The following is a 318-nucleotide window of genomic DNA, read 5'->3' as shown; positions in this document are numbered from 1 at the left end:
GTCGTAATTGCCCACGCCCGCCTCGCGCAGCGCCTGTTCATCGCGCCCGTCGGCGATCACGGCCTCCGCGAGCGTCTCGGCTACGCGCGACACGTTCCGCTCCACCGTGTCGATGCCCAGCACGTGATTGCCGAACCGCGCCAGTTCCGACGCGACCGTCGTGCCGAAGGTGCCGAGGCCTATCACGGCGAAGCTATTGTTCCGGCGCTTTTGCATATTTCGCCCTTTCGCTGTAATCACGCGTCTTTTGACGGGAGTTTCACCACGTTGGCACCAGTGATAGCCCGGATCCTTTAGCGACGAAAAACGGAATATGAG

The 318-nt window shown here is 61.6% G+C and carries 1 protein-coding gene; it reads right to left on the bottom strand.

Annotated features, from left to right (window positions below; translation table 11 throughout):
- The coding region (locus Q5L94_RS13540; RefSeq protein ID WP_317498883.1) for an NAD-binding protein at positions 1 to 216 on the bottom strand (216 nt) is incomplete at its 3' end.
- Positions 217 to 318: the final 102 nt, after the last annotated feature.

The organism is Idiomarina sp. Sol25 (assembly GCF_033052775.1).
Lineage (GTDB): Bacteria > Pseudomonadota > Gammaproteobacteria > Enterobacterales > Alteromonadaceae > Idiomarina.
This window is presented reverse-complemented; position numbering and strand designations above follow the sequence as displayed.